18 protein-coding genes, 1 pseudogene and 1 other annotated feature are annotated in these 17,372 nt (G+C 48.5%); of the genes and pseudogenes, 11 read left to right on the top strand and 8 right to left on the bottom strand.

The features are described 5' to 3' along the window. Positions 1–149: 149 nt before the first annotated feature. Positions 150–1,439, bottom strand: coding sequence for an HlyC/CorC family transporter (locus LVQ79_RS22415; protein ID WP_151996095.1), 1,290 nt, complete (start codon positions 1,437–1,439; stop codon positions 150–152). 26 nt (positions 1,440–1,465) lie between these two features. Beyond that, positions 1,466–2,254: a cytochrome C assembly family protein gene (locus LVQ79_RS22410; RefSeq protein ID WP_151996096.1), complete on the bottom strand. Its 789-nt coding sequence runs from the start codon at positions 2,252–2,254 to the stop codon at positions 1,466–1,468. 172 nt (positions 2,255–2,426) lie between these two features. Here LVQ79_RS22410 and ffh point away from each other — a divergent pair, with 172 nt between their 5' ends. The 5 genes and pseudogenes from ffh to rplS all read left to right on the top strand — a co-directional run bounded on the left by ffh (position 2,427) and on the right by rplS (position 5,922). Continuing rightward, a complete protein-coding gene (gene ffh / locus LVQ79_RS22405) occupies positions 2,427–3,788 on the top strand; it encodes a signal recognition particle protein (protein ID WP_232867049.1) in 1,362 nt (453 codons plus the stop codon). A 113-nt stretch (positions 3,789–3,901) separates the two neighbouring features. After that, positions 3,902–4,150, top strand: a complete 249-nt coding sequence (gene rpsP, locus LVQ79_RS22400) for a 30S ribosomal protein S16 (RefSeq protein WP_064513208.1) — start codon at positions 3,902–3,904, stop codon at positions 4,148–4,150. Between the two features lie 18 nt (positions 4,151–4,168). Further along, positions 4,169–4,717 (top strand): ribosome maturation factor RimM, encoded by a 549-nt coding sequence (gene rimM, locus LVQ79_RS22395; RefSeq protein ID WP_064513207.1) that lies wholly within the window; start codon positions 4,169–4,171, stop codon positions 4,715–4,717. 45 nt (positions 4,718–4,762) lie between these two features. Beyond that, positions 4,763–5,531 (top strand): annotated as a pseudogene (trmD, locus tag LVQ79_RS22390) (tRNA (guanosine(37)-N1)-methyltransferase TrmD). Between the two features lie 40 nt (positions 5,532–5,571). After that, positions 5,572–5,922, top strand: coding sequence for a 50S ribosomal protein L19 (gene rplS / locus LVQ79_RS22385; protein WP_064513203.1), 351 nt, complete (start codon positions 5,572–5,574; stop codon positions 5,920–5,922). Between the two features lie 57 nt (positions 5,923–5,979). Here rplS and LVQ79_RS22380 read toward each other — a convergent pair whose 3' ends face one another. Next, positions 5,980–6,351, bottom strand: coding sequence for a DUF2799 domain-containing protein (locus LVQ79_RS22380; RefSeq protein ID WP_232867048.1), 372 nt, complete (start codon positions 6,349–6,351; stop codon positions 5,980–5,982). A 268-nt stretch (positions 6,352–6,619) separates the two neighbouring features. Between LVQ79_RS22380 and aroF the strand changes: the two genes are divergently transcribed. The 3 genes from aroF (at position 6,620) to LVQ79_RS22365 (ending at position 9,774) form a co-directional block, all read left to right on the top strand. Further along, positions 6,620–7,690 (top strand): 3-deoxy-7-phosphoheptulonate synthase AroF, encoded by a 1,071-nt coding sequence (gene aroF, locus LVQ79_RS22375; protein WP_034457310.1) that lies wholly within the window; start codon positions 6,620–6,622, stop codon positions 7,688–7,690. An 11-nt stretch (positions 7,691–7,701) separates the two neighbouring features. After that, positions 7,702–8,823 (top strand): bifunctional chorismate mutase/prephenate dehydrogenase, encoded by a 1,122-nt coding sequence (tyrA, locus tag LVQ79_RS22370; protein ID WP_232867046.1) that lies wholly within the window; start codon positions 7,702–7,704, stop codon positions 8,821–8,823. Between the two features lie 75 nt (positions 8,824–8,898). Continuing rightward, positions 8,899–9,774, top strand: a complete 876-nt coding sequence (locus LVQ79_RS22365; RefSeq protein WP_232867044.1) for an SMP-30/gluconolactonase/LRE family protein — start codon at positions 8,899–8,901, stop codon at positions 9,772–9,774. A 29-nt stretch (positions 9,775–9,803) separates the two neighbouring features. Here LVQ79_RS22365 and pheA read toward each other — a convergent pair whose 3' ends face one another. The 4 genes from pheA to bamD all read right to left on the bottom strand — a co-directional run bounded on the left by pheA (position 9,804) and on the right by bamD (position 12,568). Next, positions 9,804–10,964, bottom strand: coding sequence for a bifunctional chorismate mutase/prephenate dehydratase (pheA, locus tag LVQ79_RS22360; RefSeq protein WP_232867042.1), 1,161 nt, complete (start codon positions 10,962–10,964; stop codon positions 9,804–9,806). A 21-nt stretch (positions 10,965–10,985) separates the two neighbouring features. Next, positions 10,986–11,113, bottom strand: a sequence feature (Phe leader region). Next, positions 11,065–11,112, bottom strand: a complete 48-nt coding sequence (gene pheL, locus LVQ79_RS22355) for a pheA operon leader peptide PheL (protein WP_193216298.1) — start codon at positions 11,110–11,112, stop codon at positions 11,065–11,067. It overlaps the preceding feature by 48 nt. A 106-nt stretch (positions 11,114–11,219) precedes the next feature. Next, positions 11,220–11,558, bottom strand: a complete 339-nt coding sequence (raiA, locus tag LVQ79_RS22350; protein ID WP_064513185.1) for a ribosome-associated translation inhibitor RaiA — start codon at positions 11,556–11,558, stop codon at positions 11,220–11,222. 272 nt (positions 11,559–11,830) lie between these two features. Next, positions 11,831–12,568, bottom strand: a complete 738-nt coding sequence (bamD, locus tag LVQ79_RS22345; RefSeq protein ID WP_151996101.1) for an outer membrane protein assembly factor BamD — start codon at positions 12,566–12,568, stop codon at positions 11,831–11,833. Positions 12,569–12,698: 130 nt separating this feature from the next. Between bamD and rluD the strand changes: the two genes are divergently transcribed. The 3 genes from rluD (at position 12,699) to clpB (ending at position 17,111) form a co-directional block, all read left to right on the top strand. Then, the gene (gene rluD / locus LVQ79_RS22340) at positions 12,699–13,679 is read left to right on the top strand and encodes a 23S rRNA pseudouridine(1911/1915/1917) synthase RluD (RefSeq protein ID WP_064513180.1); all 981 of its coding nucleotides are present in this window, start codon (positions 12,699–12,701) and stop codon (positions 13,677–13,679) included. Further along, positions 13,676–14,407, top strand: coding sequence for a purine nucleoside phosphorylase YfiH (gene yfiH / locus LVQ79_RS22335; protein ID WP_232867040.1), 732 nt, complete (start codon positions 13,676–13,678; stop codon positions 14,405–14,407). The genes rluD and yfiH overlap by 4 nt, the downstream gene beginning before the upstream one ends. A 130-nt stretch (positions 14,408–14,537) precedes the next feature. Then, complete coding sequence (gene clpB / locus LVQ79_RS22330; protein WP_232867039.1) at positions 14,538–17,111, top strand: ATP-dependent chaperone ClpB; 2,574 nt, start codon at positions 14,538–14,540, stop codon at positions 17,109–17,111. 1 nt (position 17,112) lies between these two features. Here clpB and LVQ79_RS22325 read toward each other — a convergent pair. Next, a partial coding sequence (locus LVQ79_RS22325; RefSeq protein ID WP_232867037.1) for a hypothetical protein occupies positions 17,113–17,372 on the bottom strand: 260 nt, incomplete at its 5' end.

The following is a 17,372-nucleotide window of genomic DNA, read 5'->3' as shown; positions in this document are numbered from 1 at the left end:
GGCAGTGAGATTGATAATACCGAGAGCTTGTGAAAGTTCCATTTAAAAAGGGTCCATGTTGTGCATGAACCCTTTTTACACGAGCCACCGGATCGGTCAACTGATCCTTAAACGATCGGCATTAGCCTTCAGGGCTGGCTTTTTTGTTTCTATTTCTGTTCAACACTTTGTCGCAGTGGCGTCACCGGAGTCACTCGCACTTGCTTAATCATGTTGTCTTGCACATCAAGAATATCAATATCGTAGTTGCTTAAGCGCACGCGAGTGTCGATAGCCGGTATCTCTTGCAGCTCTTCAAGCAACATACCGTTTACGGTGCGGGCTTCGTCTTCTGGCAGTGTCCAGTTGAAGGCTTTATTGATTTCACGAACGTTAGCGCTGCCTTCAATAATCACGGAACCATCGTTTTGCGGCGTCACTTCTTCAGCAAGCGTTGGTGACATGGAGGTAGTGAAATCACCGACAATTTCTTCAAGAATGTCTTCTACAGTGACCAGCCCCTGAATATCACCATATTCGTCGACCACCAGGCCGACTTTCTTTTTATTGCGCTGGAATTTAACCAGTTGCACGCTGAGCGGTGTGCCTTCCGGTACGAAATAAATCTCGTCAGAGGCGCGTAACAGAGTTTCTTTGGTGAACTCCTGCTTTTCCGTCATCAGACGGTAGGCTTCGCGCACACGCAGCATACTGATTGCATCATCCAGCGTATCGCGGTAAAGCACGATGCGCCCGTGTGGAGAGTGTGTCAGTTGGCGAACAATGGATTTCCAGTCGTCGTTGATGTTGATGCCAACAATTTCATTACGCGGCACCATGATGTCGTCGACACTGATTTTTTCCAGATCGAGCACGGAAAGCAGCATGTCCTGGTTGCGGCGAGAAATCTTCGAATGTGATTCATGCACCAGTGTACGTAATTCGTCTTTGTTAAGTGCACTACTTACGGTACTGACGTTTTTGATCCCCATAAGGCGCATCAACATACGCGTGATGATGTTCAGTAACCACACCAGGGGCATCATCAGGATTTGCAGTGGGCCGAGCAGGAAGCTGCTTGGGAAGGCGACTTTTTCTGGATACAGCGCGGCGATAGTTTTTGGCAAAACTTCAGCGAAGACCAGCACCACAAAGGTGAGGATACCGGTGGCGATAGCAACGCCAGCATCGCCGTATAAACGCATGCCGACGATGGTGCCGATGGCTGAGGCCAGAATATTGACGAGGTTATTGCCAATTAATACCAGGCTAATCAAGCGGTCTGGTTTACGAAGAAGTTTTTCCACCCGTTTAGCGGCGCGGTTACCTTGCTTGGCAAGATGGCGCAACTTATAACGGTTAAGCGTCATCATGCCGGTTTCAGAGCCGGAGAAGTACGCTGAAACGACTACCATGATGATCAATGTGACAATCAACGTAGTCGTTGAGATCTGTTCCAAAAGGGTGTTCCTTTAAAAAGACAATATTAGCCGACAAATTGTTGCAGGACGCGGCTACCAAAATAGGCGAGTGTCAGAATTGCAGCACCAGCGACGTTAAACCAGACTACACGGCGGCCTCTCCAACCTTCATGATAGTGTCCCCAAAGTAAAACGATGTAGACAAACCACGCGAGAATCGACAATACCGCTTTGTCGACATTTTCCAGGCTGAAAAGATTTTTCAGATAAAACAGACCGGTACAAAGGGTTAACGTCAGTAGTACAACGCCGACTTGAGTGATGTGAAACATTTTGCGCTCAATGCTCATCAACGGCGGCATTTCAGCTCGGAAGGCGAGTTTTTTGTTCTTGAGCTGATAGTCAATCCAGGCAAGTTGCAACGCGTAAAGTGCTGCGATTATCAGCGTAGCGTAAGCAAAGAGTGACAAACCAATATGCACCATCATACCTGGTGTAGCTTCAAGGTGTGTGATGAATTCGTTAGGCATAAAGGTGGCAAGTGCCAGATTGATTAAGGCAAAAGCGTAAACAATTGGTAACAGCAGCCAACCTCGATTGCGTGATGCCACAATTGTCATCACGGTACATATCATCAAACTGACAAGCGAGCCGACGTTAAGTAAACTGAGGTTCTGACCTCCATCGGCGGCAAATATCCGAGCCTCAAGCGCCACACCGTGGCTTACAAGTGCTATAACGGCCGATATAATGGCGAAACGGCGCCACCCGCTGTTTTTTGTCAGCAGGCCCGGGATGATCAGCGCGAGGCTGCAGGAATAGGCTACAAGCGCAAGGATGGCGAAAACAGGCATATAAAGTGTCGGTCAATTAGCCAGAGAAGAAAAAAACCAGTATAACGTTACCTGCCGCCTGCTCCAACTCTAACCGTTGCATCACACCAAAGGCGGCTTCATGTTATAATCCGCCAAATTCTGTTTTGTGTCGCAAGCTGCGGCCCTAAGTTACCACGTTAGGCAAAAGACAATGTTTGATAATTTAACTGACCGTCTGTCGCGCTCATTGCGCAATATCAGCGGCCGCGGGCGGCTGACTGAAGAGAATGTAAAAGAAACTCTGCGCGAAGTGCGCATGGCATTGCTGGAAGCAGATGTTGCGCTACCGGTTGTGCGTGACTTTATCAGCCGCGTAAAAGAAAAAGCGGTTGGTCATGAAGTTAACAAAAGCCTGACTCCGGGTCAGGAATTCGTCAAAATCGTTCGCGCCGAATTAGTTGCAGCGATGGGCGAAGAGAATGCGAGCCTGAATCTTGCAGCACAGCCGCCAGCCGTTGTGCTGATGGCGGGTTTGCAAGGTGCGGGTAAAACCACAAGCGTCGCGAAATTAGGTAAGTTCCTGCGCGAGAAGCACAAAAAGAAAGTGCTGGTGGTTTCTGCCGACGTTTATCGCCCTGCGGCGATCAAACAGTTGGAAACGCTGGCTGAACAAGTCGGTGTCGATTTCTTCCCGTCCGATGTCGGCCAAAAGCCTGTTGATATCGTTAATGCGGCGCTGAAAGAAGCGAAGCTGAAATTCTTTGATGTGCTGCTGGTGGATACCGCCGGTCGTTTGCACGTTGACGAAGCGATGATGGATGAAATCAAACAGGTTCATGCTGCGATTAACCCAGTTGAAACCCTGTTTGTTGTCGATGCCATGACCGGCCAGGATGCGGCAAATACAGCTAAAGCCTTTAACGAAGCATTGCCACTGACTGGCGTCGTACTGACGAAAGTCGATGGTGATGCACGTGGCGGTGCGGCTCTGTCTATCCGTCATATTACCGGCAAGCCGATTAAATTCCTCGGTGTGGGTGAGAAAACAGAAGCGCTGGAGCCTTTCCACCCGGATCGTATTGCCTCTCGTATTCTGGGAATGGGCGATGTTCTGTCGCTTATCGAAGATATTGAGAGCAAAGTTGACCGTGCTCAGGCTGAGAAATTAGCCAGCAAGCTGAAAAAGGGCGATGGGTTTGATCTCAACGATTTCCTTGACCAGCTCAAGCAGATGAAAAACATGGGTGGCATGGCGAGTATGATGAGCAAATTGCCAGGAATGGGGCAATTGCCGGATAACGTTAAGTCGCAAATGGATGACAAAGTCCTGGTGCGTATGGAAGCCATTATTAATTCCATGACGCTCAAAGAGCGTGCGCAGCCAGAGATTATCAAAGGTTCACGTAAACGTCGTATCGCGATGGGTGCGGGTATGCAGGTGCAAGATGTCAACCGTCTGCTCAAGCAGTTCGACGACATGCAACGCATGATGAAAAAGATGAAGAAAGGCGGAATGGCGAAAATGATGCGCGGCATGAAAGGTATGATGCCACCAGGTTTCCCAGGTCGTTAAGCTCATTTAGATTGCATTTTGCGCCGAAATGAGTAAAATTTTCGGGCTTTTAATATGACACCGGGCTCCATCCCTCGATGGGGCCCGATGTTTTATTCACTAAAGAGGATGTTATGGTAACTATTCGTTTAGCACGTCACGGCGCTAAAAAGCGTCCGTTCTACCAGGTTGTTGTTACTGACAGCCGTAATGCACGTAACGGTCGCTTCATCGAGCGCGTTGGTTTCTTCAACCCTATCGCTGGTGAAAAAGACGAGGCAACTCGCCTGGATCTGGATCGTATCGAGCATTGGGTTGGCTTAGGCGCAACCGTTTCTGATCGCGTATCTGCGCTGATCAAAGCAGCAAAAAAAGCAGCTTAATCTGTCACGGTGGTCATGATGAGCAATCAACTCGCTGTAAAGGCTCCTGTTAACCCAATCGTGTTGGGCAAGATGGGTTCCTGCTATGGGATTCGTGGTTGGCTCAGAGTGTTTTCTTCCACCGAAGACGCCGATAGCATTTTTGACTATCAGCCCTGGTTTATCCAGAAGGCGGGTCAGTGGCAGCAAGTACAGCTGGAAAGCTGGAAGCACCACAATCAGGATCTGGTCATCAAGCTGAAAGGCATTGACGACCGGGATGCCGCGAATCTTCTGACCAATTGCGAAATTGTCGTCGATTCAACGCAATTGCCTCATCTCGAAGAGGGTGACTACTACTGGAAAGACCTTATGGGTTGCCAGGTTGTCACTACTGAAGGATATCAGCTCGGTAAAGTCATCGACATGATGGAAACCGGCTCAAATGACGTTCTCGTCATTAAGGCAAACCTGAAAGATGCGTTCGGTATCAAGGAGCGGCTGGTTCCGTTCCTCGATGGGCAGGTTATCAAGAAAGTCGATCTCGCTACTCAAACGATTGAAGTAGATTGGGATCCTGGTTTTTAAAACCTCCGGATTAACGGTAAAAGTCGGCGTAATGGGGATTGGCTTGTGTTTATTGGTGTAGTTAGCCTGTTTCCAGAGATGTTCCGCGCAATTACCGACTTCGGGGTAACTGGCCGGGCTGTAAAAAATGGCCTGCTGAGCATCCAGAGTTGGAGTCCACGTGACTTCACTTATGACCGGCACCGTACCGTGGACGATCGTCCTTACGGCGGCGGACCGGGTATGCTCATGATGGTAAATCCTTTGCGGGAAGCCATCCACGCAGCGAAAGCAGCGGCAGGGGAAGGTGCTAAGGTTATCTATCTGTCACCTCAGGGACGCAAGCTTGATCAAGAAGGCGTCAGTGAACTGGCAACAAATGAGAAGTTAATTCTGGTTTGTGGTCGTTATGAAGGGATAGATGAGCGCGTAATCCAAACCGAAATTGATGAAGAATGGTCAATCGGCGATTACGTTCTCAGTGGTGGTGAATTACCAGCAATGGTACTGATTGACTCAGTTTCTCGGTTTATTCCGGGAGTCTTGGGGCATCAGTCATCAGCAATCGAAGATTCGTTTGTCGATGGATTGTTGGACTGCCCACACTATACCCGTCCTGAAGTGTTAGAAGGCATGGAGGTTCCGCCAGTTTTACTGTCGGGAAACCATGCTCAGATTCGCCGGTGGCGCCTGAAACAGTCGCTGGGCCGTACCTGGCTTAGAAGACCTGAACTTCTGGAAAACCTGGCTCTGACTGAAGAGCAAGCAAGGTTGCTGGCGGAGTTCCAACGGGAACACGCAAATACAGCAACATAAACATGATGGGATGGCGTAAGCCCCCGATTATCAGTTTACCCAGGATAAGAGACAAAATTATGAGCAACATTATTAAGCAAATTGAACAAGAACAGATGAAACAGGATGTACCTTCATTCCGTCCGGGTGATTCCGTGGAAGTGAAAGTATGGGTCGTTGAAGGTTCTAAAAAACGTCTGCAGGCATTTGAGGGCGTGGTTATTGCTATCCGTAACCGCGGTCTGCACTCTGCATTCACTGTTCGTAAAATTTCCAACGGCGAAGGTGTTGAGCGTGTATTCCAGACTCACTCCCCAGTAATCGACAGCATTGCTGTTAAACGTCGTGGTGCCGTTCGTAAAGCTAAACTGTACTACCTGCGTGAGCGCACTGGTAAGTCTGCTCGTATTAAAGAGCGTCTGACTAAGTAAGATTTCGCTAGCGCGACATCCATATCAAGGGCTGCCATCTGGCAGCCCTTTTTTTGTCTAGCGCAAAAATGAGCGCTGAAACTCTTCATTGCTTCCTTTCTCCCATTGGACTCGGCGCTCAGCAACATCTGGTAAGCTCTCACAACTGCCAGGAAATGACTTTCCGCTTTGCCCCAGAATTAGTAAGAACTTCGGATCGCAAATTCTCTGCTGTCCTTCTGCATATCCCTTCAACCATTCCTGACGGTCCACATTCTCATCATTATGCATATGTGAAATAACCAGATTGCTTCTGACAGGTTGCCCTGACATTGCATCGTCCCAGCCGGCTTGATACCAGTCGGTAGGCTCAGGGGTGGGAGCATGTGTGTACGGATCAACATAACAGGCTGACAGAAATAAGATCGGAACTAAGACGATGTAACGCATGGTGGGAATATCCGTTTCAAAGAGTATTCTCTGAGCATAGAGGCTATTTCATTGAATGCATGTTTACGCGAAAAAGAAGCGTGTTTATGTATGTGTGTATAATTAACTTTACATTTATCGGTGTTTGATGTGCTTTAATCGGCAATTATTTTAGTGGTGTAACGTATTGTTTACGTAATATGGATTGCAATCTTTACTAAAACTGGTAATGTAGTCGCATCCTCACTGAGGAAACGACTATCGCAAACGAGCTAACAGGATCGCCATCATGCAAAAAGACGCGCTGAACAACGTTCATATTTCTGACGAACAAGTATTAATCACTCCGGATCAACTGAAAGCAGAGTTCCCGCTGACAGCCGCTCAAGAAGCGCAGATAGAACAGTCTCGTCAGACGATTTCCAACATTATCGCTGGCCGTGATCCTCGTCTGTTAGTGGTGTGTGGACCTTGCTCGATCCACGACCCGGAAACCGCGATTGAATATGCTCGTCGTTTTAAAACGTTGTCTGAACAAGTTAGCGATAGTCTGTACCTCGTGATGCGCGTCTATTTTGAAAAGCCACGTACTACTGTGGGCTGGAAAGGGCTTATCAACGATCCGCACATGGATGGCTCGTTTGATGTCGAAGGCGGTTTGAAAATTGCTCGTCAATTGCTTGTAGAGTTGGTGAGCATGGGGCTGCCGCTGGCAACCGAAGCGCTTGATCCAAATAGCCCGCAATACTTGGGTGATCTGTTCAGCTGGTCGGCAATCGGTGCGCGTACTACTGAGTCCCAGACTCACCGTGAAATGGCTTCAGGCCTTTCAATGCCGGTTGGCTTCAAAAATGGTACTGATGGCAGCCTGGGCACCGCAATTAATGCAATGCGCGCCGCATCTATGCCACACCGTTTTGTCGGTATTAACCAGGCAGGCCAGGTTTGCTTACTGCAAACTCAGGGTAACCCTGATGGTCATGTGATTTTACGTGGCGGCAAAGCACCTAACTACAGCCCGGCAGATGTTGCGCAGTGTGAAAAAGAGATGGAACAGGCAGGACTCCGCCCAGCCTTGATGATAGATTGCAGCCATGGCAACTCAAACAAAGACTACCGCCGCCAGCCGGGTGTAGCTGAATCAGCTGTCGCTCAAATTAAAGATGGTAACCGTTCGATTATTGGTCTGATGATTGAAAGTAATATCCACGAGGGTAATCAATCTTCAGAACAACCTCGCAGCGAAATGAAGTATGGCGTTTCTGTAACAGATGCATGCATCGATTGGGAAACCACTGAGACTTTACTGCGCGAGATTCATCAGGATCTGAACGGTACACTTGCGGCGCGTCAGGCATAAGAGGTTTTACTATGGTGGCTGAATTGACCGCGCTGCGCGATCAAATTGACGAAGTGGATAAGGCGTTGCTGGGGCTACTGGCACGCCGCCTTGAACTGGTAGCGGAAGTTGGCGAAGTCAAAAGCCAGTACGGTTTACCGATTTATGTGCCGGAACGAGAAGCGGCAATGCTGGCTTCTCGCCGTAAAGAAGCTGAAGCGTTAGGGGTTCCACCTGATCTGATTGAAGACGTACTGCGCCGCGTAATGCGAGAGTCTTACTCAAGCGAGAATGACAAAGGTTTTAAAACGCTATTTCCTGCTCTGCGCCCGGTTGTTATCGTCGGTGGTGGTGGGCAGATGGGGCGCTTGTTTGAAAAAATGCTCATGCTGTCTGGCTATCAGGTTCGAATTCTTGAAAAAGAAGACTGGGCTAAAGCACCTGAGTTGATGGCTGATGCAGGTATGGTGATTGTCAGCGTCCCGATTCATATTACTGAGCAGGTTATTGCTCAGCTTCCGCGTTTGCCTGATGACTGTATTCTGGTTGATCTGGCATCGGTGAAGAACGGTCCTCTGCAAGCCATGCTGGCTGCACATCAGGGCCCGGTTCTCGGGTTACACCCGATGTTTGGGCCTGATAGTGGGAGCCTTGCGAAGCAAGTCGTTGTTTATTGTGATGGTCGCCAGCCGGAAGCGTATCAGTGGTTCCTGGAGCAGATTCAGGTTTGGGGCGCACGTTTACATCGCTCAACGGCCATTGAACACGATCAGAATATGGCGTTTATTCAGGCGCTGCGCCACTTTGCAACTTTTGCATATGGCCTGCATCTGGCGGAAGAGAATGTTCAGCTTGAGCAGTTGCTGGCGCTTTCTTCACCGATTTATCGCCTGGAGCTGGCAATGGTCGGGCGCTTATTTGCTCAGGACCCGCAACTCTATGCAGACATTATTATGTCCTCAGAAAGCAATTTGGATCTGATCAAGCGTTACTACAAACGCTTTGGTGAGGCGATTGGCTTACTGGAACATGGTGATAAGCAAGCGTTTATCGACAGCTTCCGTAAGGTTGAGCACTGGTTTGGCGATTACGCACAGCGCTTCCAGAGTGAAAGCCGCACTTTATTACGCCAGGCAAATGACAGCCGTCCGTAACGGTGAAAACGTTTTATAATTGAAAGCCATCGGGGAAACTCGTTGGCTTTTTTTATTGGCGAAAAGGATAGAGAAATGGCACAGCCGCAAGTTCTGTTCGATTACATCGGTCACTTACCTGAATGCCCAACCTGGAGTGCTGAGGAAAACTGCCTCTACTGGACGGACATTCTCGAAAACGAAATGCATCGCTATAACATCGAAAGCAAAAAACACGATGTGATTCAGTTTTCCGAGGAGGTTGGATGTTTTGCATTATGCGAAACGGGCGGTTTTATTGTCGCGCTGCGAAGCGGAATTTATTTGACCAACCGCACCGGACTTATTACTCGCAAAGTCTGTGACAACCCTAATAACCCGGCATTAGCTCGTTTTAATGATGGGGGAACTGACCGGGATGGGCGTTTTTATGCCGGAACATTTTGGGGACCGGGTGATTACAACGGTGCATTGCTTTGCCGTGTGGATAGCGATCTGACATCGCACGTCATCCAGCATGATATCCATGGTGCTAATGGTCTGGCGTTTAGTGCAGATAAAAAATGGATGTTCACATCAGACACACCGAACCGCGTGATTTACAGAACTCCGTTAGATGAACAAGGTGAACCGGGCAAGCGTGAAGTGTTTAAACGTTTTGAGTTGGGGCAGGGGATTCCTGACGGTGCGGCAATTGACGCAGAAGGTTGCTATTGGACGGCTTTGTTTGACGGTTGCCGCATTGCGCGTTTATCGCCTGGTGGTGATGTACTTGAAGAATATCAGTTGCCCGTACGCTGCCCAACGATGGTGTGTTTTGGTGGTGATGATATGAAAACGCTATTCATCACAACTACGCGAGAAAATATGGATGATGCTGAAGTCGCGGAAAGGCCACTGTCCGGCGCGATTTTTACGCTTGAAGTCGCAGTGGCGGGAATGCCAAAACTGAAGTTTAAAGAAAATCAGTAAGCCAGCATAACGCTGGCTTACTGCCAGTATTACGCCGGGTCGACAGGTACCACGTTCTCACTTGGATAACAGCCAAGTACTTTCATCGAGCGGGTGATTTCGCCAAGCTCGCGAAGGGCTTTATGCATTGCTTCATCGTTCAGGTTTGCCTGAACATCCAGATAAAACATCTCTTCCCACGGGTTACCGTTAATCGGCCGAGATTCCAGTTTTGTCATAATCAGATTGTGATTACGCAGAACCAGAAGCGCTTCTACAAGTGCACCAGCTTGCTGACCCGTTGCCATCAGCAATGTTGTTTTAGCTGGAACCTGGTCAGTCACTTCAACAGCTTTGCGAGCCAGGACGATGAAACGAGTAATGTTTTGCGTCTGATTTGCCAGGTTACGTTCCAGAACTTGTAAGCCATACAGCGCGCCACCTGCTTCGCTACCTAATGCCGCGACATGAGGTGAGTTCGCCTGAGCAACCTTCTCCATGGCTGCAGAAGTACTCTCACAATATTCAATTTTCCAGTTTGGGTAGCGATTGATGAACTGGCTACATTGCTGGAAAGGCTGCGGATGGCTATACACAGTGTGGATAGTGTCTAAATCAGTAGTGCCTTTAACCAACACGCAGTGATCGATAGGCACAGTCATCTCGGCAACGATGGATAAACTGGTGTGCTGCAACAAATCATAGACATCGTTAATTGCTCCAGAACTGGTGTTCTCTAGCGGCACGACTGCGTAATCTGCTTGACCAGTTTCGACTTGATTAAAGATATCGTGAAACTTTGCACAGCCGCTTTCAATAAATTGTTCAAAGTGTCGGGCGGCATACTGGCGAGCGGCAAGGTGAGAGTAAGAACCTTTTGGGCCAAGGAATGCAATTCGTGCTGATTGTGGATTCGTTTTATTAAGGTGCTGCTGCAATAACGTTTGCTGGGTCAGGACGGAGTCTTCAATAATTAGCTGGAACAGGCGAGTTATGTAATGAGCATCCAGATTATGGGTTTTACCCAGTGCAATCAGACGCTCGAGTAGGTCCCGCTCGCGGTCTATATCTCGCACCGGGCGGTGAGTGGCAAGCTTAGCTTTGCCTACTTCTACAGCTAATAAGCGACGCTCTGCCAGCAATGCCAGCAGTTTTACATCCAGGGCGCTAATTTTATCGCGCAGTGCCAGCAATGGGTTTGTCTCACTCATATCGCTACCTTTTCGAATTCCATAAAAAAAGCCTCCCGGGTTTCGGGAGGCTTGTTTGTTCGTCTTCGCATTCTTTATCACACGACGAATTGCCTCCCATTCAGGGGAAGGTAAAAAAGAATGCGAAGAAAAACGGAAATAATTTCATAGTTGGTTCCTGATTAGTCAGACAAGTAAGGTACCCGGTCTGTTTTCGCTCTGTCAATAAAAAACGCGCCCGGAGGCGCGTTGTTATGGTTGATAAGGCTAAATTGATTACTCTTCTTCAACTTCCGCGATAGCAACGTCTTTCACTGAACCTGCTGTGCGACGCGCTTCACCCTTGTGTTGCACTTTATTCAACTGCCGCTCCAGTTTGTTGATCAAATCGTTGATAGCCGTATACATATCATCGTGTTTGGCGCTCGCTACGAGCTGGCCATTTGGCGTATTAATGGTGGCATCAGCCACGAAACCTTTCGGTTCTTTGGACAAAACAATGTGTGGATTAATTAGATGAGTTTGCCACTTGTCCAGTTTTGTTAGACGGTCTGCGACGTGCTGACGAATAGCTGGGGTGATTTCCATTTGTTTGCTGGTAATGTTCATTGTCATAAAGTTACCTCTTGTCATTCCCGTCTTGGTAACTCCAGCATACCTTTCTGAATGTCAAAATGTGTGATGAAAGTCACATTATTTTGTCACTTTTTGTCAGTAAACCCTTTTTGTGAGACAGGACAGGATCTCTGTTTTTAAAGCTTGTGGAAGTGAAAAATAGCGTCCATATTTGATTGGATGACCTGACGCTAAACCGTTTCAGTTTACGTATTTCAGGCAATAAAAATGGCAGCCATATGGCTGCCATTTTGTTTTGATAAATTGGTGAATCAGGTGTTGCTGCTATTAGCCGCGATAATTTTTGCAACTTTGTCAGCCTGGGCTGGCATTTGCATTTCACGGTAAGCATTTTCCATCAATTTCAGACCATCACGCGTGGCCTGAGTATCAGGGAAATCACGCAACATTCCTTCGACACGGTTAACTACTGCAACCCACGCGCCGCGTTTAGTGTAGTATTGCGCCACTGAAAGCTCATATTTCGCTAAACGATCTTTCAGGAACACCAGACGCTTGGTGGCATCGGTGACATACTGGCTGTTCGGATAACCGCGAACCAGCTTAGAGAAATCGTTGAAAGCATCACGCGCATGAGCTGGATCTCGGTCTGAACGATCGACGCCAAAGAAGCCTTGTAATGCGCTATCATCCAACGCCATGTCCGTCAGACCACGCATGTAAAGTACGTAGTCAATGTTTGGATGGGTTGGATTAAGACGCATAAAGCGGTCAATCGCTGCCTGAGCCAGTGGCAAATCAGCGTTCTTATAGTAAGCGTAAATAAGATCTAACTGCACTTGCTGCGAGTAAGGCCCGAACGGATAACGGTTATCCAGCGCTTCCAGTTGCGTTATCGCCGCTTTAAAGTTACCGTCCTGCAACTTTTGCTGCGCAGTCGCATAGATCTCAGAAGGTGGATTATCAGGAACCTCATCCTTGGAACTGGAGCAACCAGCCAAAGCCAGGCTCAACGTGGCTGCTGCCACCAGATATTTCATACGCGTCATGACGTTTTGACTTTCCTCAGAATGTTATCCGGGAGGCTCGCAGTACCAGCTCCCGATAAAGACCAGCTACAATAGCACACTATATTAAACGGCATTGCCGTAAAACCCAACGTTAACGAAGAAGCTGTCTATGGCACAACTAGTACAACTCACCGCAACTGTGTCCGAATCTCAACTCGGTCAACGCTTAGATCAAGCTTTGGCCGAATTGTTCCCGGATTATTCACGTTCGCGTATAAAAGAATGGATTCTTGATCAGCGTGTGCTGGTCAATGGCAATATCAGCGACAAACCGAAAGAGAAAGTGTTGGGTGGCGAAAGCGTCACTATCAACGCTGAAATCGAAGAGGATGCGCGCTGGGAACCACAAGATATCCCGCTCAATATCGTCTATGAAGATGACGATATTCTGGTGATTAACAAACCGCGTGATTTCGTTGTGCATCCTGGTGCGGGTAACCCTGATGGGACCGTCCTGAATGCACTATTGCATTACTACCCACCGATTGCTGATGTACCGCGTGCGGGTATTGTGCATCGTCTGGATAAAGACACGACTGGTTTGATGGTTGTTGCGAAAACTGTTCCTGCGCAAACTCACCTGGTTGAAGCTTTGCAATTACGTGAAATCACGCGTGAGTATGAAGCAGTTGCGATTGGTCATATGACTGCGGGTGGCACGGTAGACGAGCCAATCAGCCGCCATTCGACCAAGCGCACCCATATGGCTGTGCATCCTATGGGTAAGCCAGCGGTTACGCATTACCGAATCATGGAACATTTCCGCGTACACACTCGTCTGCGTCTGCGTCTGGAAACAGGTCGTACTCACCAGATTCGTGTGCACATGGCGCATATCACTCATCCATTAGTTGGCGATCAGCTTTACGGTGGCCGTCCACGCCCGCCAAAAGGTGCGTCGGAAGAGTTTGTTAGCGTGCTGCGTAAGTTTGACCGCCAGGCTCTTCATGCAACCATGTTACGTCTTCACCATCCGATCAGCGGTATGTTGATGGAGTGGCATGCGCCGATTCCTCAGGATATGGTTGAGCTGATTGAAGCATTGCGTGCTGATACAGAAATCCATAAGGATCAACTGGACTGGCTATGAGCAAATTGATCGTCCCGCAGTTGCCGCTCCCTGAAGGAGTGGCTGCTTGCAGTTCGACACGTATTGGCGGTGTGAGTCAACCGCCTTACGATTCGCTTAATCTGGGAGCCCATTGCGGTGATAACCTGGATGATGTCGAAGAAAACCGCCGTCTTTTTTACGCTGCTGCGTCGTTGCCTTCAAAACCTGTTTGGTTAGAGCAGGTACACGGTAAAGAAGTGTTAAAACTCACGGGCGGGCCATATTTGTCTAAGCGCGCTGATGCTTCTTATAGCTCAACACCGGGCACCGTTTGTGCAGTAATGACTGCAGATTGTTTGCCAGTGCTATTCTGTAATAAGGCAGGAACTGAGGTTGCTGCTGCTCATGCGGGATGGCGTGGTTTGTGCGAAGGTGTGCTTGAAGAAACCATCGCCTGTTTTAAAGATGCGCCAGAAAATATCATCGCATGGCTTGGCCCGGCTATCGGCCCTGAAGCATTTGAAGTCGGCCCTGAAGTGCGTGAAGCGTTTATGGCTAAAGATCTTCAGGCTGATAGCGCATTTCGCCCGTCAGGGGAAAAATACATCGCTGACATCTACACGTTGGCACGCCAACGCTTGTCTGCCGCGGGTATTAACCATATTTATGGTGGTGACCGTTGCACTTACAGCGAAGCGGGTGATTTTTTCTCATATCGACGCGACAGAACCACAGGCCGTATGGCAAGTTTCATTTGGCTGATATAACCTATCGAATCAAGACGATCCAGTGCGGGTAACTAACGCTCCAAATATTTCAGGTCATTAACCTTGAATAATTGAGGGATGACCTCATTTAATCTCCAGTAGCAAATTTGACCTGTATATGGGAGGAGTTATGCGTCTGGATCGTCTTACTAATAAATTCCAGCTTGCTCTCGCTGATGCCCAATCCTTAGCTCTCGGGCAAGACAACCAATTTATCGAACCCCTTCACTTGATGAGCGCACTGCTCAATCAGGAAGGCGGATCTGTGCGTCCGTTACTGACCTCTGCTGGTGTTAATGCTGGCAAGTTACGTACGGATATCGAGCAAGCTTTAAGCCGTTTACCACAAGTTGAAGGAACGGGCGGTGACGTCCAGCCTTCGCAGGATTTAGTCCGTGCATTAAACCTGTGTGACAAACTGGCGCAAAAACGAAATGACAACTTCATTTCGTCTGAGTTATTTGTTCTGGCAGCACTTGAATCGCGCGGAACATTAACTGATTTATTGAAATCAGCAGGTGCTACCACGGCAAATGTGACAGCAGCAATTGAACAAATGCGTGGAGGCGAAAACGTGAATGATCAAGGTGCCGAAGACCAACGTCAGGCATTGAAAAAATATACCGTCGATCTGACCGAGCGTGCAGAACAGGGCAAGCTTGATCCAGTGATTGGCCGTGATGAAGAAATTCGCCGCACTATTCAAGTATTGCAACGGCGTACCAAAAACAACCCGGTACTCATCGGTGAACCAGGCGTTGGTAAAACAGCCATTGTTGAAGGCCTGGCACAGCGCATTATTAATGGTGAAGTGCCTGAAGGGTTGAAAGGGCGTCGTGTACTGGCGTTGGATATGGGTTCGCTGGTGGCGGGCGCGAAATATCGTGGTGAATTTGAAGAGCGTCTTAAAGGTGTACTGAACGACCTTTCTAAACAGGAAGGTAACGTCATTCTATTTATTGACGAGCTGCACACAATGGTTGGCGCAGGTAAAGCCGATGGCGCAATGGATGCAGGTAACATGCTTAAGCCTGCACTGGCGCGCGGTGAGTTGCACTGTGTCGGTGCGACAACGCTTGATGAATATCGCCAATATATAGAGAAGGATGCAGCACTTGAGCGCCGCTTCCAGAAAGTGTTCGTTGCAGAGCCTTCAGTCGAAGATACCATCGCAATTTTGCGTGGGTTGAAGGAGCGTTACGAACTGCACCACCATGTGCAGATTACTGACCCGGCTATTGTTGCGGCTGCGACTCTATCGCATCGATATATTGCCGATCGTCAGTTGCCGGATAAAGCCATCGACCTTATCGATGAAGCGGCTTCCAGCATTCGTATGCAGATTGACTCGAAGCCAGAAGAGTTAGACCGTCTTGATCGCCGAATCATCCAGCTAAAACTGGAACAGCAGGCATTGAAGAAAGAGTCTGACGAAGCGAGCCAAAAACGTTTGAGTATGCTTGAGGAAGAATTAGGGCAGAAAGAACGTGAATATTCAGTACTGGAAGAAGAGTGGAAGGCTGAGAAAGCTTCACTTTCTGGTGAGCAGACGATTAAAGCGGAGCTGGAACAGGCAAAAATTGCCATTGAACAGGCTCGTCGCGTAGGCGATCTGGCTCGTATGTCTGAATTGCAGTATGGGAAGATTCCAGAGCTTGAGAAACAGCTCGCGGCGGCAACCCAGAGTGAAGGAAAAACCATGCGGCTGCTGCGTAACAAAGTGACTGATGCAGAAATTGCGGAAGTGCTGGCACGTTGGACTGGGATCCCTGTGGCTCGAATGCTGGAAGGTGAACGAGACAAACTGCTGAGAATGGAGCAACAACTTCATTCTCGTGTTATCGGGCAGAATGAGGCTGTTGAAGCAGTATCAAACGCAATTCGTCGTAGCCGTGCTGGTTTGTCTGACCCAAATCGTCCGATTGGTTCGTTCCTGTTCCTTGGGCCAACCGGTGTTGGTAAAACTGAGCTGTGCAAAACGCTGGCAAACTTTATGTTTGATAGCGATGACGCAATGGTACGTATCGATATGTCCGAGTTTATGGAAAAACACTCGGTCTCTCGTTTGGTCGGTGCCCCTCCTGGGTATGTTGGTTACGAAGAGGGCGGTTATCTGACAGAAGCTGTTCGTCGTCGTCCTTACTCTGTCATTCTGTTGGATGAAGTTGAGAAGGCACATCCAGATGTGTTCAACATCTTATTACAGGTGCTGGACGACGGACGTCTGACTGATGGGCAGGGGAGAACGGTCGACTTCCGTAATACGGTTGTGATTATGACGTCTAACCTGGGTTCTGACTTAATTCAGGAGCGCTTCGGCGAGTTGGACTACGGTCATATGAAGGATCTGATTCTTGGTGTTGTTAGTCAGAACTTCCGGCCAGAGTTCGTCAACCGTATAGATGAAGTCGTGGTATTCCACCCATTAGGTGAGCAACACATAGCTTCTATTGCGCAGATTCAGTTGCAGCGTTTGTATAAACGCCTTGAAGAGCGTGGCTATGAAGTCACTATCTCTGAGGATGCGTTGAAGCTGCTTAGCGAGAATGGTTACGACCCAGTATATGGTGCAAGACCGTTGAAACGCGCTATCCAGCAGCAAATAGAGAACCCGCTGGCTCAGCAAATCCTCTCTGGAGAGCTGATTCCTGGTAAAACAGTGCATCTGACAGTAAAAGATAATCATATTGTGGCAGTGCAGTAAGTCACAGAAAAGACAAAAACGGGCCCTGAGGGGCTCGTTTTTGTTTAAAAACCAGGCGATAGTGAGCCCTTGATATGTATTTTGAATGAAAAACAATCGATCGATAAGTTTTTTGAATTTTATACTTGTCAGCTCCCAGAAAATCCCTATACTGCGCCTCCACTGACACGGCACAACGGCTTACAAACCGGCCCGTCAGCCAGATGAAAAGCGAAAATAAACGCTTGACTCTGAAAGAGGAAAGCGTAATATACGCCACCT

It is taken from the genome of Buttiauxella cochleicola (genome assembly GCF_021282405.1).
Classification (GTDB): Bacteria; Pseudomonadota; Gammaproteobacteria; order Enterobacterales; family Enterobacteriaceae; genus Buttiauxella; species Buttiauxella massiliensis.
This window is presented reverse-complemented; position numbering and strand designations above follow the sequence as displayed.